General features: G+C 70.7%; 16 protein-coding genes. 6 read left to right on the top strand and 10 right to left on the bottom strand.

The genetic code is table 11. The features are described 5' to 3' along the window. Nucleotides 1-2: 2 nt before the first annotated feature. The 6 genes from ACZ45E_RS11930 to ACZ45E_RS11905 all read left to right on the top strand — a co-directional run bounded on the left by ACZ45E_RS11930 (nucleotide 3) and on the right by ACZ45E_RS11905 (nucleotide 10,550). A complete protein-coding gene (locus ACZ45E_RS11930; RefSeq protein WP_468219498.1) occupies nucleotides 3-5,954 on the top strand; it encodes an aminotransferase class III-fold pyridoxal phosphate-dependent enzyme in 5,952 nt (1,983 codons plus the stop codon). After that, nucleotides 5,954-7,729 carry a non-ribosomal peptide synthetase gene (locus ACZ45E_RS11925; RefSeq protein WP_468219497.1) on the top strand — a complete coding sequence of 592 codons (1,776 nt, stop codon included), beginning with the start codon at nucleotides 5,954-5,956 and terminating at the stop codon, nucleotides 7,727-7,729. The genes ACZ45E_RS11930 and ACZ45E_RS11925 overlap by 1 nt, the downstream gene beginning before the upstream one ends. A 20-nt stretch (nucleotides 7,730-7,749) precedes the next feature. After that, nucleotides 7,750-7,965, top strand: coding sequence for an MbtH family protein (locus ACZ45E_RS11920; RefSeq protein ID WP_468219494.1), 216 nt, complete (start codon nucleotides 7,750-7,752; stop codon nucleotides 7,963-7,965). Continuing rightward, nucleotides 7,965-8,948, top strand: coding sequence for a beta-ketoacyl-ACP synthase III (locus ACZ45E_RS11915; RefSeq protein ID WP_468219492.1), 984 nt, complete (start codon nucleotides 7,965-7,967; stop codon nucleotides 8,946-8,948). The genes ACZ45E_RS11920 and ACZ45E_RS11915 overlap by 1 nt, the downstream gene beginning before the upstream one ends. A 15-nt stretch (nucleotides 8,949-8,963) precedes the next feature. Further along, entirely contained in the window at nucleotides 8,964-9,197 is a 234-nt protein-coding gene (locus ACZ45E_RS11910) for an acyl carrier protein (RefSeq protein ID WP_468219490.1), read from the top strand. Between the two features lie 84 nt (nucleotides 9,198-9,281). Continuing rightward, nucleotides 9,282-10,550 carry an MFS transporter gene (locus ACZ45E_RS11905; protein WP_468219487.1) on the top strand — a complete coding sequence of 423 codons (1,269 nt, stop codon included), beginning with the start codon at nucleotides 9,282-9,284 and terminating at the stop codon, nucleotides 10,548-10,550. Nucleotides 10,551-10,557: 7 nt separating this feature from the next. On the opposite strand, the gene ACZ45E_RS11900 is transcribed toward ACZ45E_RS11905, so the two are convergent. The 10 genes from ACZ45E_RS11900 to pqqA all read right to left on the bottom strand — a co-directional run bounded on the left by ACZ45E_RS11900 (nucleotide 10,558) and on the right by pqqA (nucleotide 19,235). Further along, nucleotides 10,558-11,400: a thioesterase II family protein gene (locus ACZ45E_RS11900; protein WP_468219485.1), complete on the bottom strand. Its 843-nt coding sequence runs from the start codon at nucleotides 11,398-11,400 to the stop codon at nucleotides 10,558-10,560. 135 nt (nucleotides 11,401-11,535) lie between these two features. Next, on the bottom strand, nucleotides 11,536-12,903 hold the full coding sequence (locus ACZ45E_RS11895) for a condensation domain-containing protein (protein WP_468219483.1): 1,368 nt from the start codon (nucleotides 12,901-12,903) through the stop codon (nucleotides 11,536-11,538). Between the two features lie 10 nt (nucleotides 12,904-12,913). Beyond that, nucleotides 12,914-13,708, bottom strand: a complete 795-nt coding sequence (locus ACZ45E_RS11890; RefSeq protein ID WP_468219480.1) for a response regulator transcription factor — start codon at nucleotides 13,706-13,708, stop codon at nucleotides 12,914-12,916. Between the two features lie 259 nt (nucleotides 13,709-13,967). Then, nucleotides 13,968-14,897, bottom strand: a complete 930-nt coding sequence (locus ACZ45E_RS11885) for a helix-turn-helix domain-containing protein (RefSeq protein ID WP_468219478.1) — start codon at nucleotides 14,895-14,897, stop codon at nucleotides 13,968-13,970. Nucleotides 14,898-15,933: 1,036 nt separating this feature from the next. Further along, entirely contained in the window at nucleotides 15,934-16,080 is a 147-nt protein-coding gene (locus tag ACZ45E_RS11880; RefSeq protein ID WP_468219475.1) for a hypothetical protein, read from the bottom strand. Then, complete coding sequence (gene pqqE, locus ACZ45E_RS11875) at nucleotides 16,077-17,168, bottom strand: pyrroloquinoline quinone biosynthesis protein PqqE (protein ID WP_468219474.1); 1,092 nt, start codon at nucleotides 17,166-17,168, stop codon at nucleotides 16,077-16,079. The genes ACZ45E_RS11880 and pqqE overlap by 4 nt, the downstream gene beginning before the upstream one ends. Continuing rightward, on the bottom strand, nucleotides 17,165-17,431 hold the full coding sequence (gene pqqD, locus ACZ45E_RS11870; protein ID WP_468219472.1) for a pyrroloquinoline quinone biosynthesis peptide chaperone PqqD: 267 nt from the start codon (nucleotides 17,429-17,431) through the stop codon (nucleotides 17,165-17,167). The genes pqqE and pqqD overlap by 4 nt, the downstream gene beginning before the upstream one ends. Then, nucleotides 17,428-18,108: a pyrroloquinoline-quinone synthase PqqC gene (gene pqqC / locus ACZ45E_RS11865; protein ID WP_468220044.1), complete on the bottom strand. Its 681-nt coding sequence runs from the start codon at nucleotides 18,106-18,108 to the stop codon at nucleotides 17,428-17,430. Before pqqC ends, pqqD begins: the two co-directional genes overlap by 4 nt. An 80-nt stretch (nucleotides 18,109-18,188) precedes the next feature. Continuing rightward, nucleotides 18,189-19,097 carry a pyrroloquinoline quinone biosynthesis protein PqqB gene (gene pqqB / locus ACZ45E_RS11860; protein WP_468219470.1) on the bottom strand — a complete coding sequence of 303 codons (909 nt, stop codon included), beginning with the start codon at nucleotides 19,095-19,097 and terminating at the stop codon, nucleotides 18,189-18,191. Next, on the bottom strand, nucleotides 19,098-19,235 hold the full coding sequence (gene pqqA, locus ACZ45E_RS11855) for a pyrroloquinoline quinone precursor peptide PqqA (protein ID WP_468219468.1): 138 nt from the start codon (nucleotides 19,233-19,235) through the stop codon (nucleotides 19,098-19,100). It lies immediately after the preceding gene. Nucleotides 19,236-19,264: the final 29 nt, after the last annotated feature.

Here is a 19,264-nt window from a genome sequence, read left to right as displayed (position 1 = left end):
CGATGGCAGCCACCCGCGCCGACCGTGACATCGCGATCATCGGCATGGCCTGTCGTTTCCCCGGCAAGGTACGGAGCGCCGACGACCTCCTGCGGCTCTCGCTCGACGGGGTCGACGCGATCACCGAGATGCCGGACTCCCGACGGCTCGGCGCCCTCTACTCACCCGACCCGACCGAGCCGGGCCGGATCAGCACCCGATGGGTCGGCGCCCTCGACGGGATCGACCGGTTCGACGCGGAGTTCTTCGGCATCACGGCCCGCGAGGCCGAACAGATGGACCCCCAGCAGAGAATCCTCCTGGAGACGGCGTACGAGGCCCTGGAGGCGGCCGGAGTGGCGCCCACCGGCCGCCAGTTGTCGGGCGGCGGGGTGTACGTCGGAGTCAGCGGCAGCGACTACGGTCGACTGCTCGGCCGGCAACTGACCGAGCTCGGCGGGCACTTCATCACCGGACACGCCGCCTCCATCGTGGCCAACCGGGTGTCGTACCTGCTGGACATGGGCGGCCCCAGCATGGCCGTGGACACCGCCTGCTCCTCCTCCCTGGTGGCCGTGCACCTGGCGGTGCGTGCGCTGCGCGAGGGCGACTGCCCGGTGGCCCTGGCCGCCGGCGTCAACCTGGTGCTCTCGGCCGACAACTGGGTGTCCGCCTCGAAGGCCGGCATGATGTCGCCGACCGGCCGGTGCCACGCGTTCGGCGCGGAGGCCGACGGATTCGTCCGCGCGGACGGCTGCGGCGTACTGGTCCTCAAGACCGTGGCCCGGGCCCAGCAGGACGGCGACACGATCCACGCGGTGATCCGGGGCAGCGCCATCAACCAGGACGGGGCCAGCAACGGGCTGACCGCGCCCAACGGCCCCGCGCAGGAAGCCGTCGTGCGTGCCGCGTTGGCCGACGCCGGGGTCCGCCCCGAACAGGTCGGCTACGTGGAGGCGCACGGGTCCGGCACCCCTCTCGGAGACCCGATCGAGTTCGGCGCGCTCGCCGCCACGTACGGGAAGGCACCCGCGGGCAGCCCTCCGTGCCTCGTCGGCTCGGTGAAGTCGAACATCGGGCACACCGAGTCGGCGGCGGGAATGGCCGGCATCATCCGGCTGGTGGCCTCCCTGCGAGCGGGGACCGTCCCGGGCTCCCTGCACACCGAGGAACTCAACCCCCGCCTGGACGCGTACCGGACGCGGGTCGCCGTCGCCCGGCAGAACACGAGCTGGCCCGAGTCGTCCCGGCGGGTGGGCGGCGTCAGCTCGTTCGGATTCGGCGGCACGAACGCGCACGTCATCGTCGAGCAGGTGGAACCCGCGCCCCGACCCCCGCAGGCGCCCGCGCCGTCGACACTGGTCCTGCCGCTGTCGGCCAAGGGCGAGAAGCCGTTGCGGGAGCTGGCGGCCCGGTACCTGTCCCGACTCTCCGAGGACGACGGCGCGACAGCCGCGGACCTGTGCTACAGCGCCTCCGCGCGCCGCGCCCACCACCCGGTGCGCACGGCGTTCAGCGGACGCGACGGCACCGAGCTGCGGCAGGCGGTGGAAGCGTTCCTGGCCGGCGGAGACATCCCCGACACAAGGGAGACACCGGTCTGGCGCGACACCGTCCTCGTCTTCCCGGGCCTGGGGCCACGGACGAGCGGGATCAGCGCGACGATCCGCTCGGAACCCACCCTGGTCGCGCACGTGCGTCGCTGCTCCGACGCGTTCGCCCCGCTCCTCGGAGTCTCCCTGTTCGACCTGCTGAGCCAGGGCGGCCCGGAACTCGACGAGGTGGCGCTGACCCGGACGGACATCGCACAGGCCCTGCACTTCACCGTACAGAGCGGGCTGGTCGAACTGTGGGCGTCGTTCGGCCTGCGGCCGGCGGCAGTGATCGGGCACAGCGCCGGCGAGCCGACCGCCGCGTACGTCTGCGGGATGCTCGACTTCGACGCGGCGGTGGCGTTGGTCGCAGCCCGCGGGTCGGCCATGCAGCAGGCCGCCGCCGACCGCCGCATGGTGGCGGTGGCCGCCGCACCGCAGGAGATCAGCGACCTGCTCGGGCGCTGCCCCGAGGGCGTCGTCCTGGCAGTGGACAACGGACCGCGCAACGTCACGCTCTCCGGCCCGACCGAGCCGGTCGAGGAGTTCGCCGCCCAGTTGGAGGCCGAGGGTCTCCGGGCTCGCCTGCTGTCGATCCGGTTCGGCTCCCACCATCCCGATCTCGCACCCGTGGGCGAGGACCTCGCGCGCCGCGGGGCGGGCGCCGCGACCGGCCCCGGGTCCCTCCCGCTGTTCTCCTCGATCACCGGCGCCCTGCTCGACCCCGCGGAGATGGACGCCCCGCACTGGGGCCGGGGAGTGGTCGGCCCCGTACAGTTCCGGTCCGCCGTGCAGCAGGCCACCGCGATGGGCTTCACCAACTTCCTCGAGATCAGCCCCCAGCAGGTGCTGCTCGGCCCGGTGCACACCAGCGCGGCCGCCGCCGGCGTACGGGCGAGCGTGCTGCACGCGCTCGGCGAGGACGGCGACGGCATCGCGTCCGCGCGGGCCGTCCTGCCCGAGCTGTACGTCCGCCGCGCCGACCTCGACTGGCAGGGGGTGTACCCGGCCGGGCGCTTCCTGCCGAGCACGCCGTCCTACCCCTGGCAGAGCGTCCGGCACTGGGCAGTGGACGGCCAGGGCCCCACCGGCATCGCCCCGCCCCAGGAACCAGTCAGGAGTAGCGAGTTGCCCGCATCACAGGAACAGGCCGTGACGACGGTGGCCGACGAGGTCGCCGCGGTCCTCAAGCATCCCCGCGAATCGATCACGCCGCAGTCGTCCTTCCTCGAACTGGGCGCCGACAGCATCCTGTTGGTGCAACTGGTCAACTCGCTGAACAAGGGGCACGGCACGTCCTTCAAGGCGACCGACCTGTTCGAGAAGTACCAGTCGGTCGGTGATCTCGCGGCCGCGCTCGCGGAGTCCGGCACCTTCCCCGAGGACGGCGCCGGCGAGCCCGGGACCGTGACCGTGTCGGCGCAGCCGAGCGCCGCGCCGGTCGCGCCCGCCGCCAGTGACGTGGTGGGGGAGCAGAGCGCCGCACCGGCCCGCGCCGGCCTCGACGCGGTCGTGCACGACCAACTGGCGCTCATGCGACAGCAATTGGCCTTGCTCGGCGGCGCGCCCGCCCCGCAGCCCCAGACCCAGACCCAGCTTCAGGCGCAGCCCCAGCCTCAGGCGCAGGCCCAGAACGGCGGACCCCGGGTGGAGCCCGCACCGCAACCCACCGCACCCGCTGCTCCCGCGGCCCCGAGGTCCACCACGCCCGCGCCGGCCGCCGCCTCCGGCACGCGACTGACAAGCCGTCAGCAGTCTTACGTGGACTCTCTGGTGCGGCGCATGGAGGAGCGCAGCCCGCAGTCGAAGAAGCTCGTCGGCCTGCACCGCGGCCGCATGGTGGAGAGCCGCCCCTGGGGGAACTTCCGGCCCGAGCTGAAGGAGCTCAACTTCCCCATCGTCATCGACCGGGGCAGGGGCGCGCGCTTCCAGGACCCCGACGGCAGCGAGTACATCGACTACTGCGTCGGCTTCGGTGTGCACTTCCTCGGCCACAACCCGCCGTTCGTCCAGGACGCGGTCGCCGAGCAGTTGTCGCGCTCGTTCACCCTGGGACCGCAGGTGGAACTCACCTACCGGGTCGCCGAGACGTTCTGCCGGATCACCGGGCACGACCGGGTCTCCTTCTGCAACACCGGATCGGAGGCGGTCATGGGCGCGGTGCGCCTCGCCCGGCTCGCGACCGGGCGCCGCAAGGTGGCCTACTTCGAGAAGTCCTACCACGGCATCACGGACGGGATGCTCGGACGGCGGGGCGAGGAATTCGGCAGCGCGGTCCCGATGGTGGACGGGGTGTCGCCCGGGGCCCTGCACGACGTGGTCATCCTGCCCTACAACGACCAGGCGTCCCTCGACTACCTGGCCGCGCACAGCCACGAGATCGCCGCGGTCGTCAGTGAACCGATACAGGCGCGCAACCCCGTCGCCCAGCCGGCCGAGTTCCTGCGCAAGCTGCGCCGGCTGACCGAGGAGACCGGCACGGTGCTGATCTTCGACGAGATGATCACCGGGTTCCGTATGCACATCCGCGGCGCGCAGGGCCTCTTCGGGATCATGCCGGATCTGGCGACCTACGGGAAAGTGCTCGGCGGGGGCCTGCCGGTGGCGGCGATCGCCGGCAAGCAGGCCCTGATGGACGGCCTCGACGGCGGCAGCTGGAACTACGGCGACCAGAGCGCGCCGACCGCGGAGACCACGTTCTTCGGGGGCACGTTCCAGAAACACCCGCTGGCGATGGCGGCGGCCAACGCCACCCTGGAGTACCTGGAGGAGCACCAGGACACCGTCTACCCCGAGGTGAACGACAGGACGGCGCGGGTGGTCGGCGCGCTGTCCGATCTGTTCGCCCAGCACGAGGTGCCGTACTCGCTGGCCTCCATCGGCTCGCTGTGGCGGTTCCAGTACCGCGGCATGTCCAATCTGTACCACCCGCTGCCGTTGGAGATGCTCTACCACAGCCTGCTGGCCGACGGCATCTACATGTGGGAGGGCCGGACGTTCTTCATGTCCGCCGCGCACACCGACAGCGACGCCGAGCAGCTGATCGACGCGGTGGACCGCGGTCTGCACGCCTTGCGGGAGGCGGAGTTCCTCGACGGGGCCGCCACATCGCCCCCGGTCCGGTCGGCGAACCGCTGGCCCGTCTCCGCCCAGCAGCACGAGGTGTGGCAGATCGACCAGCGGCTCGCTCCGAACTCGGTCGTCCACAACGAGACGGCGGTACTGGAGCTGACCGGCGAGCTGGACCTGCCGGCGCTGGACGCCGCGTTGGCCGCGCTGCGGGAACGGCACCCGGCACTGCGCGCGGTCTGCTCCGCCGACGGACAGGAACTGGTGCTCGCGGACGGCGTCGAAGGCCCGACACCCGTGCACGACGTACCGACATCGCGTGACCTACAGGCCGTGATCGACACACACGCCAACACACCCTTCGACCTCACCGCCGGACCGCTGTTCCGGCCCACCGTCCTGCGGCACGCGGACACCCGCCACCACCTGCTGGTCTCGGCCCACCACATCGTGTTCGACGGCACTTCCATGGTCGCCGTGCTCGACGACCTCGCCGAGGGCTACACCCGCGCCACCCGGGGGCTGGCCCCGGTGACCATGCGGGGCGCCAGGTCGCGGCCGGAGCCCCCGCGCATCGCGGCCGGTGAGCGGCAGGCGGCGCTCGACCACTGGCAACAGCGCCTGGACGCACTCCCCGAGGCGGCGTGGGACGCTCCGGACCGTCCGGCGAGCGCCCCGGGGACGCGGCGGGCACTGGAGTTCGGATCGGAGCTGTGGGCGGCGTTGACCGACCGGTGCGCGCGACTGCGCTGCACCCCGTTCATGGCGGCGTTCAGCGCGTTCACCGCGGCGCTGCACGAGGTGACGGGCCACGACGACCTGGTGGTCAGCACCCCGGTCGACCAGTGCCGCAGCGAGACGGAACAGGGGCTGGTGGGCCACTACGTCAGCTATGTCCCGGTGCGCAGCCGGCTCACCGACAGCGACTTCCCGGCGCACTTGAAGCGCTTCAGCCGACTGCTCAACGAGGACCTGGCCCACGGAAGCCTGCCGCTGGAGGACGTCCTCGGCGAACTCGCGGACCGGGGGAAAGTCGACGACCCCTGGCTCGCCCGGCAGCGGCTCACCTCCGTGGTGTTCAACCTGAACCGCCCGATGCCCGCACCGGCCATGGGCGACCTCGACGTCCAGGTGCACCTGCCGTCCACCGTGGAGGCGATGTTCGACCTGCTCTTCGACGTCGTCCCGATGAAGGACAAGGTGTACGTGGAGATCGTGCACCGCGACGGAATACCCGCGGACGCCGTCGAGCGGCTCTGGAAGCGCTGGCTGGAGCTGGTGCAGGAGACCGCACACGCCGACGGAGCGGTCTGATGGCCCGGCGGGGCGAGGAGTCCGTCGCCGAACTGCTGCGGTCGGTGGCGGAGCGCAACCCCGACGCGGTGGCCGTCCGCTCGCTGGACCGGGAGCTGACCTACCGTCAACTGCTGGCCAGGGCAGGTGCGATCGCCGGGGAACTGGACTCCCTCGGGGTTCCGGCGGACGAACCCGTCGGTCTGCTGATGCGGCGCACACCGGAACTGATCGCCGCTCTGCTCGGCGTGCTGCTCTCCGGCCGGACCTACCTTCCGCTGGACGCCGCCCACCCCGTGGACCGGACCGCCTTCCTGCTGGCGGACTCGGGTGCGCGCCGGGTCCTGGTCGACCGGGACTGCGCCGCATCCGTGCCACCGGGACCGTGGACGCCGATCGACACCGACGCGTGTACGGCGGAGCACGAGGACGCGCTGCCTTTCCGCGCGACGGATCCGGCCTCGACGGCGCTGGTCATCTACACGTCGGGCACCACCGGCCTGCCGAAGGGCTGCTGGATCACCCACCGGAGCCTGGACAACTTCGTCCGGTGGACCGTCGGCGACTGTCCGCGGGAGACCTTCGAGTGCAGCGTCGCGGCCACCTCGCTCTGCTTCGACTTCCACGTCGCCGAGATCCTCCCGGCGCTGCTCGTCGGCGGTTCGGTGCTGGTCCTCGACCACCATGTGGAGGTGCTGGACCTGCCGGAGCACCTGCGGCCGACCCAGGTCAACGGGGTGCCCAGTGTGCTGAGTGACGTGATACGTGAGCGTCCGCTGCCGAGCAGCGTCGCTCTGGTCACCCTCGGCGGCGAAGCCGTCCCGCCCAGCCTGGTCGCCCGGCTGCTCGACAGCGGCGTACCCCTGGTGCGCAATGTGTACGGGCCGACCGAGACCACCGTGGTCGCCACCTCGACCTACCTGACCCGCGCCGACACCGCTCGGACGGTCTCGCTCGGGGAGCCGGTGTCCGGGGTGGAGATCCATCTGGTCGACGACGCCTTCCGGCGGGTCCCCGACGGGACCGTCGGAGAAGTGGTGATCGGCGGCATCGGCGTCAGCAACGGATATCCCCGACTGGTCGGTCTGACCGCCACCCGCTTCGTCGCCGACCCCTTCTCCGCGGTACCGGGCGCTCGCGCGTACCGGACCGGGGACCATGCGCGGCGCACCGAGGACGGCAGGCTGGAGTTCGTCGGCAGGCGGGACCACCAGGTCAAGATCCGTGGCGTACGGATCGAACTGAGCGAGATCGAACAGGTGTTGATGAGCCACCGGTCGGTGTCGGCCGCCGCGGTGACGGTGGTCGGCGCCGAACCGGCGCAGTTCCTGCTGGCCCACATCTGGCCCGCCGAGCACGAGCGTCCGCCGACGGCCGCCCAGCTGAGCACGCACGTCGAGGCCACTCTGCCGAGCGCGATGCGGCCGGCCCGGTACGCGTTGCTCGACGAACTGCCGCTCACCAGCAACGGAAAGATCGACCGCTCGCGGCTGCCCCGTGAACCGCGTTTGCTTCTGGACGACGACCACGGCATGTCGGCGGCCTCGAACGAGGAAGCCGCATCGCTGGAGCGGCGCCTGGCCGAGATCTGGGCGAGCACGTTGAACGTCCCGGCGGTGCACCGCGACGACAACTTCTACGCCCTGGGCGGCAGTTCCCTGGCCCTGATCCGCATCAGGAGGTCGATCACCGCCGAGATGGGGATGGCCGTACCGATGCCGGTGCTCCTCGGCTGCCCGACCGTGGCCGAGCTCGCCGCCGAACTGCTCGACGAGTTCCGACTGACCCGGACATGAACGCGGGAGGGTGTGTGCGCATGAACTGTTTCGACGACCCGGACGGCGAGTTCCTGGTGCTGGTGAACGACGAGGGGCAGCACTCGCTGTGGCCCGGCCTCCTCGACGTACCGGCCGGCTGGCGGCGCGTCGAGGGCCCGGCCGCACGGGACGACTGCCTGGCCCACATCGAGGAGAACTGGACGGATCTGCGGCCCAGGAGTCTCGTCGAGTCGACATCGCGGAGGGGTGAGTGATGACCGAGGAGGACCGGTCGGCCGTGCTCGCGGGGCTCGGCACCTGCCTGCCGCGGCAGGAGGTCGACAACGCGGCACTGGTCACGCGGCTGGACACCAGCGATTCCTGGATACGCGAGCGGACGGGCATCGCCGCACGGCGGATCGCGGGCCCCGACGTGTCGGTGTGCGACATGGGCCACGAGGCGGGCAGGAACGCCCTCAAATCGGCCGGCCTCGCCGAGGTCGACGCGGTGGTGGTGGCGACATCCACCCCCGACCGTCCGCTGCCCGCCGTAGGACCGCGCATCGCGAGCACGCTCGGGCTCGGCGCCGTACCGGCCTTCGACGTGTCGGCCGCATGCTGCGGGTTCCTCTACGCGTTGACGGTCTCGTCCGGCCTGATCGCGACCGGCGCGGCCCGCGACGTGCTCGTGGTCGCCACGGAGAAGTACTCGGACATCGTCGACCCGACGGACCGCGCCACCGCCGTGCTCTTCGGCGACGGCGCCGGAGCGGCGGTACTGAGGAGCGGCCGCCGGGCCGACCCCGGCGCACTGCTCGGCGTCGACTGGGGGAGCGACGGCACCGGCCGCGACCTGATCTGCGTGCCCGAGGGGAACGACGGCTACCTCTCGATGACCGGCAAGCGGGTCTACCTGAAAGCGGTGGAGCACATGTCGCGTTCGACGCTACGGGTGCTCGACCGGTGCGGCTGGACGACCGGCGACGTCGACACCTTCGTCCCGCACCAGGCCAACAAGCGGATCATCCAGGCCGTGGCGCAGCGCCTGGCCCTGCCCGAGGAGAAGGCGGTGTGCGCGTTGGAGCGGACCGGGAACACCGCGGCCGCGTCCATCCCGCTCGCCCTGGCGCACGGACAGGCGGACGGAACGCTCGGAGCCGGTGACCGCGTGGTGCTCACCGCCTTCGGGGCCGGGCTCACCTGGGCATCGGCGGGAGTGGTGTGGCCGCGGATCACCGCGGTCGAATCGGAACTGTAGAGGGAGAACACCGACATGTATGACTACGTACGCGTCCTGCTGCAGGAGACGTTCCAGGTCAACGGCGAGATAACGCCGGAGAAGAGCTTCTCCGACCTCGACCTGGACTCGCTGCTCACCGCCGAGATCTGCGCCAGCCTGGAGGACAGCCTTCAGGTGACCATCGACGACGAAGAGGTGACCCAGGAGACCACGCTCGGTGAACTGGCCGAGCTGCTGCGCCGCAAGGGCGCCGTCGTCACCGTCTGACCCCGTGGGGAACACCGACCATCCGGACGACCGGGGCCGACGGGGCCGGCCCGGTCTCCACGGGCCCGGAGGGAAGGCGGTGGCATGACCGCACCCATGGAGGCCACGGTCGACACCTGTTCGGTGTCGAGTCGCAGCTTCACGCGTTTCTGGTTCGGGCAGACACTCTCCCAGTTCGGCACACGTGTCGGCGCCCTGGGCATGCCGGTCATCGCCGTGGACACCCTGCACGCCGACAACACCCAGGTCGGCATCCTGGGCGCCGCGTCCACCGTGAGCTATCTGCTGGTCGGTCTGCCCGCCGGCGCCTGGGTCGACCGGTGGCTGAAGCGGCCGACGATGATGGTCGCGGCCCTGGCCCGCGCCCTGGCCGTCCTCGCGATCCCCTGCCTGTGGTTCACCGGTGGGCTCGGGATCCGGCACCTCTATCTGATCGCCGCGCTCGTCGGCCTGGCGACGGTCTTCTTCGACGTGGCGTACCAGTCGTACGTGCCCGTTCTGGTGCACGAGGACGACATCGGGAGGGCCAACGCCCGGCTGGAAGCCACCGCACAGCTGGCGACCACCGGGGGACCGGCGCTGAGCGGGCTGTTGATGCGGGCGGTGAGCGTTCCCGTCCTCATGCTCGCGGACGCGCTCTCCTACGTCGTCAGCCTCTGCTGCCTGGCAGGTGTCAAGGACGCGGAAGCCCGGCAGCGTCGGACGGCGGGCCCTCGGCGGCCCCTGCTGACGGACATCGGCGAAGGACTCCGCTTCGTGCGTGACCAGCCGGTCATCAGACGGCTCGTCCTCGCGATGGGGCTCTCGAACCTCTTCATGGGGATGGTCACGACGCTGCTGCCCATTCTGGTGCTGCGCACCATGGGCCTCGACGCGTTCATGCTCGGGGCGGTGATGACCTGCGGATCGATCGGCGGCGCGCTGGGGGCGGGCATCGCTCCGCTGCTGCGGCGCCGCCTGTCCGACGGGACCGTCATCGCGGGCGGCCTTTTCGCGGCGGCGACGTTCGTCCTGGCCAGTCCGGTCGCCGGACTGGTCTCGGGTGAGCACAGGGACGTCGGCACCGCGCTGCTGATGGCCGCCGAGTTCTGTATGACGGCGGCAGCGCTGGTCTTCAACGTCACCCAGGTCAGCCTCCGCCAGAGCCTGTGCCCCCGCCGGCTCCTCGGCCGGATGAACGCCTCCATCCGATGCGTCCTGTGGGGCAGCATCCCCCTCTCCGCTCTGGCGGCAGGCTGGCTCTCCTCCCTGCTGGGGGTGGTGCCCGCGCTCTGGATCGGCGGCGTCGGATCCCTGCTCACCGCACTGCCCGTGCTGGGCATCGGCCGCCTCATCACGGCGGGCTCACGGTGAGGGGACCCTACGTCGAGCGCGGCCGAACGGGGGCCCACCCGGGTTGGCGGAGCCGTTCCTCGACGATGCGCAGGACGGACGCGGCATGGGCGTTGAGGTAGAAATGACCGCCCTCGAAGACGTGCAGATCGAGACGGCCGCGCGTGTGCTCCTTCCACCGCAGGCACTCCTCGTGGGGCGCCTGCGGATCGTCGTCGCCGAGCAGGGCCACCACCGGACAGGTGACGGCGGCGTGCGGCGGTCGGCAGCGGTACGTCTCCACCGCCTTGTAGTCGCCGCGGAGGACGGGGAGGAGCAGGTCGAGGAACGACGGGTCCTCCAGCAACCCCGCGTCGGTGGCGCCGAGCCGGCGCATCTCGGCGACGAGCGCCTGGTCGCCGGAGCGGTGCAGGGAGCCGCCGAGGACCGTCGAGGGGGCCGGCCGGCTGGAGACGAAGAGGATCTCGGGCTCGATGCCCCTCTCCTCCAGCCGCCTCGCGGTCTCGAAGGCGACCGCACCTCCCATGCTGTGTCCGAACAGGGCGAGGGGCCGGTCCGCGAGCGGCAGCAGTTCGGGGACGAGCCGGTCGGCGAGTGTCCCGATGTCCTCGACGCACGGCTCGCGTCGGCGGTCCTGGCGGCCGGGGTACTGGACCGCCAGAACATCGATGTCCGACGGCAGTTGCCGGGAGACGGGCACGAAGTACGAGGCCGAACCGCCCGCGTGCGGGAAACAGACGAGACGCGCACGGGGAGCCGGGGCAGCACGGTAGCGCCGCAGCCACGTGCCGGTGTCCGGTCCGCCGACCGTGCCGGCGCCCGCACGGGTGCCGGTGGTCGTCGCGTGCGTAGGGGGCGATTGATCGTTCACGGGGTGATCCCTTCTTCGCTCGTCCTGGTCGTGCGCTGCTGGGGGAGGTACGGCCACCGTGCGGGGCAGGGGTACATCAGCGGCCGGTGACGGTCCGTTCGGTCAGTCGCCCCGTTCGGTTGTCAGGGACGCGGGTCAGCCGTCCCCGGAATCCAGGTGCGCATCGTCGAGCACGATGAGCGGATCCCGCACCACCGCACGGATGATCGCTTGGAACTCGTCGATCAACCCGCGCATGGTGTCCTCGGCGAACACGTCCGGCGCGTACACCAGCACCCCCTCGAGCCGCCCCGGCCCGGTGACGGCGATCTTCATCTCCAGGTCGTACCTGACCGTCATGTCAGGGATCAGGTAGCCGGAGGTGCGCAACCCGGGAAGGACCGGCAGGCCCTCGTCGGTGACGCCGAGGAACGCCCCCATGTGGGAGTCGGTGTTCTGGAGCTCGAAGAGGATCCCGATGGCCGGTGGGCGCCCCTGCGGGTGCCGCGTCCGCAGCCGGCCGAGCGCGTCGCTCAGGGTCGCGTCCTGGTGGGCGAAGGCGCCCAGCACGGCGGTGCGGACCTCGGCCAGCAGGTCGACGAACCGGGCTCCTCCCGGCAGTCGGGTGCGCAGGGCGAGCATGTTCATCAGGTTGACGATCAAGCGTTCCCGTTCGGCCGAGACACGCCCCGACACGGGGACACCCACCGTGATGTCCTCGCGGCCGGTACGGCGGCGGAGCAGGGCGTGGAAGACCGCGACGACCGTCATGAAACCGGTGGCCCCGTGGGCGCGTCCGACCTCCGTCAGCCGCGCCCCCAGCGGCTCCGGCACGGAGAAGAACAGCGGGGTGCCCGAACCGGTGGGGACGGCCGGCCGCGGCCGGTCGAGGGGCAGTTCGCACGGCAGCGCGCCGGCGAGCCGGTCCGTCCAGTAGCTGATCTGCCGCTCCATGCGCCCGTCCGCGATGGCTGCCTGTTCCTCGGCGGCGAGTTCGGCGTAGCCGTGGTCGAGCGGCGGGAGCAGCCGGGCGGGGTCGCTCCCGTGGCGGGCGGCCGCGTAGCCGACCTCCAGCTCCCGGAAGAACAGGGCCACCGCCCAGTCGTCGAAGACGACGTGATGGCCGACGACGAGCAGTACGTGATCGTCCCGCGCCACCTTGACCAGTGCGATCCGCAGGACCTCGCGGGAGAGATCGAACCGTCGCCGTGAGAACGCGACCGCGAACTCCGCCAGTCGGTCCGCCGCCGCGTCGACGCCGGTCAGGTCGGCGCGCTCGACGGTGAACGCGTCCGGCTCCTGGACCGCACAGGACAACTGCCCGGCGTCGTCCAGCCGCAACAGACAACGGAGTGACGCGTGACGGGAGACCGTTCCGCGGATCGCTGCGAGCAGGGCCCGCTCATCGAGTTCGCCCTGGATGCGCAGCCCGGCCGGAACGTGGTAGACGCTCTCGGCAGCCATTTCCTCCGCGATCCAGAGGCGCTGCTGGCCCTGGGTGGGGGTCGTCCACGGTGGCGACACAGAGCTACTCCTAGGCGATTTCTCGACGCGGCCGGCCGGGTGCTCGACGCGGCCGGGCTCCGGGGTCGACGGAGCGGACGGGACCGGCAAGACCGAGACGGAACGCGACCAGCGCCACTTCCACCCGGTTGCGCACCCCGAGTTTGCCGATGATCTTCGATGCGCAGGCCTTCACGGTGCTCTCCGAGACATCGAGCCGGTGCGCGATCTCCCGGTTGAACAGGCCCCTGGCGATCCCCTTGAAGACCTGGAGCTCGCGGTCGTTGAGCCGGCTCAGCTCGTGGGGCACGTGGCCGGGGTCGTAACCGGGAAGCAGGGTGAACCTGGTGAACACCCGGCTGGTGACCCGCTCGGCGAGGAAGGCGTCGCCGGAGGCCACCGATCGCAGCGCCGTGCACCACGACCACACCGGAGAGTCCTTGAGGATGTAGCCGCGGGCCCCCGCGCCCACGGCTTGCAGCAGCAACTCGTCGCTGTGCGTATCGGTCGTGACGACGACACCGGCCAGCGAGGCCGGTGGCCGTGCGAGCAACGCGCGGCAGAGGTCAAGGCCGCCGAGGGGTGGCAGCGCGGAGTCCACCAGCACCACATGGGGCTGCCGGCTGCCGATGACAGCGAGCGCGTCCGGACCGTTGTCGGCCTCACCGACAACGGTCACTTCTTTTTCCCGGGCGAGCATTGCCCTGATTCCGGCGCGGGCGAACTCCTGATGGTCGACGACGACCACTCTGATGTCGTGCTGTTCGCTCACGTCTAACTGATCGACCGACGCCGGGCCGACGCGGCCGAGCGCCTTCTCGCGCATATGAGCATGTGTGAAGTCACTTCGACTACCTCTCAAGGTCCTCACACTCTTTCTCTGTGGAGAATGACCTCACGTGGGGGGCAATGCCGTTGCCACGTACACTAGTTGCCGTTCTGCGGCGAAAAGTTGACCGTGATTGCCCGGTCGGCGTCCGATATTGCTGAGATGGTCTCGCGCGAGAGATGCGGTGTCGTCCGGGACGGGACGGGACGGGCCGGGACCGGCCGGGACCGGCCGGGCATCAAGAGCTGAAGCGGCGTCAGCCGACCGGGACGACAGCGGCGTCGGCGGTCGCCGCCGACAGCGCTGGGCCGGAGCGCATCCGGGCCGGCGGAGATTCCGTCCCCGCGCGGCCCGCACCGTGTGTCGCCTTCCGTCGGTACTGCGACGGTGAACACCCCATGTGCTTACGGAAGACCCGGGCGAAATTCTCCGGACTGGGAAAGCCGCAGCCTCTGCCGACCTGCGAAATGGGCTCGGTACCCGCCGCGAGACGCTGTCGGGCGGCGTCGATGCGCAATTCGGTGAGGTACTGCAAAGGGGTCTTCCCCGTGGAGGCGGCGAACCGGCGAATGAAGTGATAGCGGCTGAGCACGGCTTCCTTGGCCAGTTGGTCGAGAGTGATCCCGGAGGCCAGATGCTCGTGCATGTACGCGGTCACCGCGCGCAGCTGTTTCGGGCTCAAGGACCCACTGCGGGAGGGTGTGGCGCGCTGTGGGAGGAGCAGGTACGCAGCCAGGTACTGGGCCGCGCTGGTCGCGTAGTGATCGTCCGAGCTGGTGTCCTGAGCCCCCAGTAAGGCGGAGGCCATCGATGCGATGTGAGGGTCGAACGAGCGTAACGAGTGCAGTGTGGACAGGTTTTGAACAGCCGTACCATATTTGGTGTCCATCTCGGACCGGAGGAACTCCGCGGGCAACCGGATGCAGGCGACTTCGAAGGGGCGCTGTGACGGCGGCGTCGGACAAAGGCGTATCAGATTGTTCGGCGCGACCCTGCAGATATCACCGGGCGCGAACGCGGCGCTGCGCTTCCCGTCGGAATCCTGTCCCTCGATGCGGCATGTTCCCCGTAGGAGCGTGAGAATGGTGAACCAGTCGTCTGGTGGCTGATACAGCAGGGTGTCGTGGCTGACTTGCTTTTCCACCGTCAGTCCTTGCTGTATCAGATCCTGATTCTGGACGGTCATGGAATTCTCCCTGGCCGGGCTCTGCGGGGCATGGATGCGCACAGCGGTACGACGCTCTGACGGGCGGCGTGCGGACATGGAGCATCGTCCTGCTCGACGAAGGCACGAGAGAAGGAGAGACGGTGCTGTCGCCAGGCAGAAGTCAGCCTTCGTCGTCGCTGCGTACGGAAGCGCGACGTGCCGAAAGACGCCTATCTGCGATGGCAGTGCGAAGTGGGCATCCGGGGAATTCGCCCTGAGGCAGTGCGGATTGTGTGGGGGTACGCGAGTGCCGGGGGGTGTGTCGATCCAGTGGCTGCTCTCCACCGGAATCTGGAACGGCCCGCGGTGACATCAGGATGAAGGGCCGGGTCGACGCTGTCGAAGGTGACGGGGGTATGGCCGCCCCGCATACCGCTTGTGAGCACTTGCTGAAGCATTCACGCTCCCCGACGAGCCGCCCGATCTTCGTATCGCGGATTCCCGAATTATAGCGGCGTACGCGGTTCCGGTTGCTGGCCACCGCTGATCGGGCAAGCGGGCAAAGCCGGGCTGGGCCACCTGGTTCTCCGGGCTCCGGCGCGTCGATCCTTCGCGTCGAGGACGTGGCGAAAGGGGGCTGACCACCAGGTCGCGACGGCGTCCTCGCATCGCTGCCGCCGTGACGCGAACACGGCCGCCGCGCTGCAGAACGAGCCTGCGGTGGGCGGGCGTTGGTGTGTCAAGCCGCTGCTCAGGGCGGTCATCCGCTGGTGCGGAAGAGGCCCGGGTGGCCTCGTGGACGAGGCCGCGGCTCCGCTGGTGTCGGTTGGCGAGGAGCCATCGGTTCTGCACGGGAGCAGCCCCCGGCGGCGTCCCTCATGGCCACGGATTCCCGGTGTCCCGAGGGGCGTTCGCGGAGAGAAGCGGCCCCCTCGGGTCGTGCGGCCGAGGGCCGGAAGACGGGCACGTTCGGGCACGTATCGACGGCAACGCCCGGAAATCGGGCGCCCCGGCGCGGCCCGATCCGGCCCCCTCATACGTATCTCCACGTGTGAACTCGCCATCGAGCCGCGTCTCACCGGCCGGCCGGCCGCTGCTCGGCCAGTGCGGGAAGCGCGGCCGGGCCGGACAGGACGACGTCCCCGTCCGCGAGTTCCGCGCGGTCGATCGTGTCCGCCCCGGGCGCAGGAGAGCCGCTCACCCCCGGGCGAGCCGCGCTCATGCCCGTCGGGCTTGGGCGGAGGGGCGCCGGGGGATGATCGCGGGTGGTTCGTCGGTCCGGGTGAGGCTTGTGAGGATCGAGTGGTCGGGGGAGAGGGAGCAGGCCGGGTCGGTGCGGGTGGCGTCTCCGGTGAGGGCGTGGGCCTGGCAGCGGCAGCCGCCGAAGTCTTCGGTGCGGCGGTCGCAGGTGCGGCACGGGGAGGGCATCCAGTCCGTCCCGCGATAGGCGTTGAAGGCCGGTGACTCCTCCCATATCCAGCGCAGCGAGTGGTCGGCGATGTTGGGGGCGTCCAGGCCGGGGAGGGATGCGGCCGCCGGGCAGGGCAGGGCTGTTCCGTCAGGGGCGATGGTGAGGGAGACGGCGCCCCAGCCTCCCATGCACGGTTTGGGTGTGCCGGAGAAGTAGTCGGGGACGACCCAGGTGATGTCGAGCACGCCCTCCAGTCGTTTGCGCCGGCGCTCCACCGTTTCCGAGGCGGCGGCAAGCTGTTCGCGGGTGGGCATGAGGGCAGCGCGGTTGAGCAGGCCCCAGCCGTAGAACTGGGTGTTCGCCAGTTCGATGCGGTCCGCCTGCCAGCTGACGGCCAGCTTCACCAGGTCGTCCACGGCGTCGAGGTTGTGGCGGTGCAGCACTACGTTGAGACCCAACGTCAGACCGCGTTCCCTCACCAGACGGGCGGCCGTGCGTTTGGCGTCGAAGGAGCGGCGGCCGCCGATCGCATCAGAGCTGCCCGGGTCGGCGTGCTGGACCGACAACTGCACGCTGTGCAGGCCGGCAGCGACGAGCGTGTCCAGCCGCCCGGCCGACAGACCTACGCCGCTGGTCACCAACTGCGTGTACAGGCCCGCGTTTACGGCGGCCCGGGTGATGTCCTCCAGGTCCTGGCGGAGCAGGGGCTCGCCGCCGGACAGGTGGGTATGGAGCACGCCGAGCCGAGCCGCCTGGCCGAAGACGGCGGCCCACTGCGCGGTGGTGAGTTCGCGGGAACGTCGGGTCAGTTCCAGGGGGTTGGAGCAGTAGCCGCAGTGCAGGGGGCAGGAGTGGGTGAGTTCGGACAGCAGCGCCCACGGCGGGGCCGGGGTGGTCATCGCAGGCAGCCTTCCGTGCGGAGCCGTTCCAGGAACGAGGTGATCTCGCGCTGCGCCTGTTCCGCGCCGACACCGCCGGTGAGCGTCTCGGCGATCTCGCTCACGGTGTGCCGTCCGTCGCAGCACTCCAGCACGGCGCGGCCCGTACCGTGCAGCACGATGACCCGCTCGGGCAGCAGCAGGACGTCGATCTTGCGAGTGGGGTCGTGGCGCAGCACCGCGCCGGGGTGCACCCGTGGACGCCAGGGCCGGGCGCCGTTCATCGAGCGTCCTCGGGCCGGCCCGCGGCCCCCTGCACGCTGTCGAGCAGGGACCACAGCACATCGCACTTGAAGGAGACGGCGGCCAGCGCTCGTTCCTGTTGGTCGCGTGTGGTCGCCCACCGCGTGACCCAGGACAGCGCCTCACTGCCGTCCCGCCGGCCCTGGGGGACGCGACGTCGGAAGTAGGCCAGACCGTCCGCTGCGATCCACGGGTAATGAACGGGGAAGGCGTCGAGCCGGGTCAGCATGATGGAGGGCGCGCAGAGTTCCGTGAGGGACGAGGCGACCGCTTCGAGGACGGTGCTGTTGCGGCAGAAGTTGACGTATCCGTCCACGGCCAGGCGCACGCCGGGCAACAGATGGTGGTGTGCGGTGAGTTCGGCGCGGGTGAGTCCGACGGCGTCGCCGAGGCGGAGCCAGCGTTCGAGTCCGCCCTCGGCGTCGGTGGTCCCGTCGTGGTCCTGGATGCGCCGGATCCAGGAGCGCCGGTGGGCGGGGGAGGGGAGTTTGCTGAGGATCAGCGCGTCCTTGACGGGGATGTTGCACTGGTAGTAGAAGCGGTTGGCCACCCAGGTACGCAGTTCGGCGGGGTCCAGCTCGCCGCGGTGCATGCGCAGGTTGAAGGGGTGCCGGTCGTGGTAGCGCGCCGCTGCGAGGTCGCGCAGCCGGACCTCCAGCCCTGCCGCGTCCCACGGCTCCGTGTCCGGTTCGCGGCGGCCGGGCGATGCGGGAGCGGGCGTGCGGGGAGCGGTCGTGGTCACAGCGTCACCACCATCTTTTCCTCGGCCACACGCAGGCCGAGGCCCGCGAGCCGATCGTGTTCGCCGGCGCTCGGATCTCCCAGCGCATTGGTGTTGTTGAGGTGGGTGTAGAAGATCTGTGCGCCGCTGTGGCGAAGACGGATCGCGGTGCCTTCGGGGCCCTCGATGGGCAGGTGACCCATGCCCGAAGCCGTGCGCTGTGAGATGCCGGTGGTACGGGGCTCGTCTTCGTCGACGAAGGTGCCGTCGAGCATGACGCAGTCGGAGTCGGCGATCTCGTCCTCGATCCGGTCGCTCCAGGCGGCGAGCGCCGGAGCGTACAGAGCGCTCGTGCCCGTCACGGGGTCACGGACCTTCAGCGCGGAACTCCAAGCGGGGTGGGAGGGCTCGTCCGCGGCGTAGCGCGGTCGCTTGTCCGACAGGGGCAGAGCACTCACCTCCAATCCCGCGATCCGGGCCGGGCGGCCGCTGCCGGAGAGAGGAAGGTCGTGCCAGGCGAGGGTGGTGTAGGGGGAGAGGATGTCGGTGAGGGGCAGTCGTGTGTTCAGGGCCTTGCGCACAGGTTCGGTGCACCAGATCTCGATGCGGACGGCCTCGCGCATCCGCAACAGGCCCAGTGTGTGGTCGAGTTCGGCGTCGGTGAGCACGACCCGGACGACGGGGGTGCGGCCGTTCCCGGCGGCCGGCCGGAGGCTGGGGTGGCTCTCCAACTGTTCGGCGATGTCGGGGGAGGCATTGGCGAGAAACCACGTGTCGGGCCGGGGGCCGTGGAAGGCGAGGGAGTCGTGCAGACGTCGGCGCGAGGGGTGTGTGCGTGCCCCGGCGCAGCCGGGGCACGCACAGTTCCACTGGGGGAGGCCGCCGCCTGCCGCAGTTCCAAGGACGCGCAGCAGCACGGCGGGCACCTACTTCTTGCTCAGGGCGTAGGCGGTGATCTCCATCGCCGTGTCGACGACGGTGAAGTCAGGTGTCTGCCAGCCGGTGCGCTCAGCGGGCTGTGCCTGGGTCTCGGTGTGGGGGAGTGCCTGGGTCTGTTCCTGCACGGTGAGTGCCTTTCTCTGGAGTGGGTGCC

This window comes from Streptomyces sp. NPDC030991, assembly GCF_055571235.1.
This window is presented reverse-complemented; position numbering and strand designations above follow the sequence as displayed.

Excerpts from the sequence above, each read along its gene's own strand:
- pqqE (WP_468219474.1), bottom strand. The coding sequence starts at position 17,168 with ATGACCACCCCGGCCCCGCCGTGGGCGCTGCTGTCCGAACTCACCCAC.
- ACZ45E_RS11880 (WP_468219475.1), bottom strand. The coding sequence starts at position 16,080 with ATGAGCGCGGCTCGCCCGGGGGTGAGCGGCTCTCCTGCGCCCGGGGCG.
- ACZ45E_RS11920 (WP_468219494.1), top strand. The coding sequence starts at position 7,750 with ATGAACTGTTTCGACGACCCGGACGGCGAGTTCCTGGTGCTGGTGAAC.
- ACZ45E_RS11890 (WP_468219480.1), bottom strand. The coding sequence starts at position 13,708 with ATGCGCGAGAAGGCGCTCGGCCGCGTCGGCCCGGCGTCGGTCGATCAG.
- ACZ45E_RS11910 (WP_468219490.1), top strand. The coding sequence starts at position 8,964 with ATGTATGACTACGTACGCGTCCTGCTGCAGGAGACGTTCCAGGTCAAC.
- pqqD (WP_468219472.1), bottom strand. The coding sequence starts at position 17,431 with ATGAACGGCGCCCGGCCCTGGCGTCCACGGGTGCACCCCGGCGCGGTG.
- ACZ45E_RS11915 (WP_468219492.1), top strand. The coding sequence starts at position 7,965 with ATGACCGAGGAGGACCGGTCGGCCGTGCTCGCGGGGCTCGGCACCTGC.
- ACZ45E_RS11925 (WP_468219497.1), top strand. The coding sequence starts at position 5,954 with ATGGCCCGGCGGGGCGAGGAGTCCGTCGCCGAACTGCTGCGGTCGGTG.
- ACZ45E_RS11930 (WP_468219498.1), top strand. The coding sequence starts at position 3 with ATGGCAGCCACCCGCGCCGACCGTGACATCGCGATCATCGGCATGGCC.
- ACZ45E_RS11905 (WP_468219487.1), top strand. The coding sequence starts at position 9,282 with ATGACCGCACCCATGGAGGCCACGGTCGACACCTGTTCGGTGTCGAGT.
- ACZ45E_RS11885 (WP_468219478.1), bottom strand. The coding sequence starts at position 14,897 with ATGACCGTCCAGAATCAGGATCTGATACAGCAAGGACTGACGGTGGAA.